This is a genomic window from Microcystis sp. M49636_WE2, from assembly GCF_030065375.1.
Taxonomy (GTDB): Bacteria; Cyanobacteriota; Cyanobacteriia; order Cyanobacteriales; family Microcystaceae; genus Microcystis; species Microcystis aeruginosa_C.
The window spans coordinates 1-2,763 of record NZ_JASJFG010000874.1; the positions used below are offsets into that span (position 1 = coordinate 1).

Genomic DNA, 2,763 nt, shown 5'->3' on the forward strand with positions numbered 1-2,763 from the left:
GGTCGGGTAGGATCGGCTTTTGCGGCGGAAATCGGTACCATGAAGGTGACAGAGCAGATCGACGCACTCTATATGCTCAAAACCGATCCCGTGGAATATCTGGTGCTGCCCCGTTTAATTGCCTGTTGTCTGATGGTTCCCGCTTTGAGTGTTATGGCATTGCTGATCGGTTTGGGTAGCGGTTTGCTGGTCGGCCAAAGTTTATACGGGATTGCTAATTCAGTTTTTCTCGACTCGGTTCGCGGTTTTCTGCGCGTGGGAGACGTGCTGAGTGGACCAGTTAAAGGGGTGGTTTTTGGGGCTTTAATCGCGATTATCGGCTGTAATTGGGGTTTAACGACCGATGGCGGTGCTAAAGGAGTCGGCCAAGCTACGACCGCAGCTGTAGTCACTATGCTCTTAGCGATTTTTGTATCTAATCTGCTGATGACTTGGATCTTGTTCCAAGGATCTGGTAATAGTTCGGTTTTGTTTGGACAGTAAATTAGTTAAAAACGCTCATTTTCTAGCCATTGTTCTAAGTCCTCTACTGACTGAAAATATAATAAAGCCTCTCCTAAGTTTTCTAAATTTTCTAGGGAAAGACTTTGGATATTGGCGGATAATTCGGCAGAAATGCCACCTATACGCCTATTTAATTGACGTAAAACCAGGTTAGCCTCTCCTTCTTGTCTTCCTTCCCCTTTGATTTCCTGATAGATGACAGATTCCTTCATAATATCTTTCCTCAACAATTGTTGAATATTGATTATCCCTAGGTTGAGATTAAATTATCTCTAATATCCATCGGGGAAATATTTAGCAAGACAAGCGGAACAAATTCCTGCTTTGCTAAAATCATCTCCATAGTCTTGTACGTTAGCTGATGCTTGACCACAGCAGGAACAAATTTGAAATATCGTTGCTATCGTTCTCTGTTCTTCCACATCGTCAAAATCAGAAAAACACTCATTACTGAGAATTTCGCCGATATTGACATCGCAACGGAATGATTCTTTAATTATGTCCAAAACTATCGACTGTTGTTCTTCAAAACTTAGGGACTGAAACGCCTTATTTTTCAAATACAATCGACCTAACATTGCATTGACGGCATAACTAGCTTGATGATCTGACATAATGATAATAGAGGGAATTAATAGAATAAAAATAACCGCAGTAAATTAGTTAAAAACGCTCATTTTCTAGCCATTGTTCTAAGTCCTCTACTGACTGAAAATCTAATAAAGCTTCTCCTAAGTTTTCTAAATTTTCTAGAGAAAGACTTTGGATATTGGCGGATAATTCGGCAGAAATGCCACCTATACGCCGATTTAATAGACGTAAAACCAGGTTAGCCTCTCCTTCTTGTCTTCCTTCCTCTTTGATTTCCTGATAGATGACAGATTCTTTCATAATGTCTTTCCTCAACAATTGTTGAATGATGTCTTTGTTTAATACTAATCCAGCGAGAATTGCGGTGGAGGCAGCCAGATTGCTTTGTTCTCGACTGTCGCTGATTTGTTCGATTTTTTGGGCGATTTGCCGCAGTAAATTCTCTTGCTCCTCAGCTTGAGCTAGTATAGCAAAGGGCAATAGTCCTGGTGCTTGCAATAAGGGTTCATAGGGTTGTTCCCATAGTCTAATCACCTCAAATTGATGATAAGTTTTTCCCTGTTGATAGTCATTCTGTCTGACTAGGGGTAAGGTACTCCTCCTTAGATAAATCACTACCTGATGGATAGGTTTGCCCTGATAGCGTCGATAGAGTCTTGTGGCATAATCGAGCATTCTATAGGGAATATCCTCTTTAGGGTCGGTTTGGAACTCAATATGTAAGATTAATTCTTCTGACTCTAAAAAGATTAAACTATCGGCTCTTATCGGCTCCAATGACAACTCTGAGGGTTTAATTTCGGTTAAATCTAAAGGTTTACCTAATAACCAAGTGGCTAAATCTCTCGAATATTCCAGGGCGATAAATTTACAAGTAGAATCATACATTAGTCTTGACTATATTTTACCTAAAATGTCGGATGAATGCCCCCGCTAAATTTTTCGACAAGATACTCACCTTTGCGGGGGATGAAATCCGACCAGGATATTGACTGCGAAGCACGATTTTAATTCTACCATTTGTAGGTAAACTGTGTTATACTTAATTGATACAGGGTCGAGGATTAATCGATGCTAGTCGTAGAAGCCAAGTTAAAAAATGGGACACCAGAGCAATATCAACGGCTTGATGAAGCTATCAAAACTTCTCAGTTTGTGCGTAACTCTTGTGTTCGTCATTGGATGGACAATAAGGGGACAACCCGCAATGATCTCCAAAAACTTTGCTCGGTACTAGCTAACAATAAAGAGACCCCTTGGGTTAACAAATTAAACTCTCAAGCTCGTCAATCGGCTGCTGATAGAGCCTGGCAATCAATTACTAGGTTTTACCAGAATTGTCATGCTAAGATACCGGGGAAAAAGGGTTTTCCTCGATTCAAAAAGTATAGCCGTTCGGTTGAATACAAACTAACGGGCTACAAACTATCAGATGATCGACGTAAAATCAGATTTACTGACGGTTTTAAAGCAGGAGAATTTGATTTATGGTGTAGTCAAAAGACATTAGTTTATGGCTCTTCGGGACTTGGTATGGTTCGATGTGGGGGCATAAATCGACTCAATCCTTATCTGGCAAGAGATTTAATTGATTAGTTCGCTCCAGATCGCAAACAATTGACAAAAATTGCGGCAATGTCTGTCTCTATAAAGGTTTCATTCCTTATA

3 protein-coding genes and 2 pseudogenes are annotated in these 2,763 nt (G+C 40.3%); 2 read left to right on the forward strand and 3 right to left on the reverse strand.

What is annotated here, in order from left to right; all coding sequences use genetic code 11:
• Nucleotides 1-483, forward strand: a 483-nt coding sequence (locus tag PX484_RS20035) for an ABC transporter permease (RefSeq protein WP_288105260.1), incomplete at its 5' end; no start/stop codon positions are given.
• 5 nt (nt 484-488) lie between these two features.
• Here PX484_RS20035 and PX484_RS20040 read toward each other — a convergent pair.
• From PX484_RS20040 to PX484_RS20050, 3 genes and pseudogenes are all read right to left on the reverse strand, one after another.
• Nucleotides 489-743: pseudogene (locus PX484_RS20040) on the reverse strand (DUF4351 domain-containing protein); the annotation flags it as partial.
• A 33-nt stretch (nt 744-776) separates the two neighbouring features.
• Entirely contained in the window at nt 777-1,118 is a 342-nt protein-coding gene (locus PX484_RS20045) for a hypothetical protein (protein ID WP_287767225.1), read from the reverse strand.
• Between the two features lie 49 nt (nt 1,119-1,167).
• Nucleotides 1,168-1,983: a DUF4351 domain-containing protein gene (locus PX484_RS20050; protein ID WP_287671015.1), complete on the reverse strand. Its 816-nt coding sequence runs from the start codon at nt 1,981-1,983 to the stop codon at nt 1,168-1,170.
• A gap of 183 nt (nt 1,984-2,166) precedes the next feature.
• Here PX484_RS20050 and PX484_RS20055 point away from each other — a divergent pair.
• Nucleotides 2,167-2,617 (forward strand): annotated as a pseudogene (locus PX484_RS20055) (nuclease/transposase family protein); the annotation flags it as partial.
• Nucleotides 2,618-2,763 lie beyond the last annotated feature (146 nt).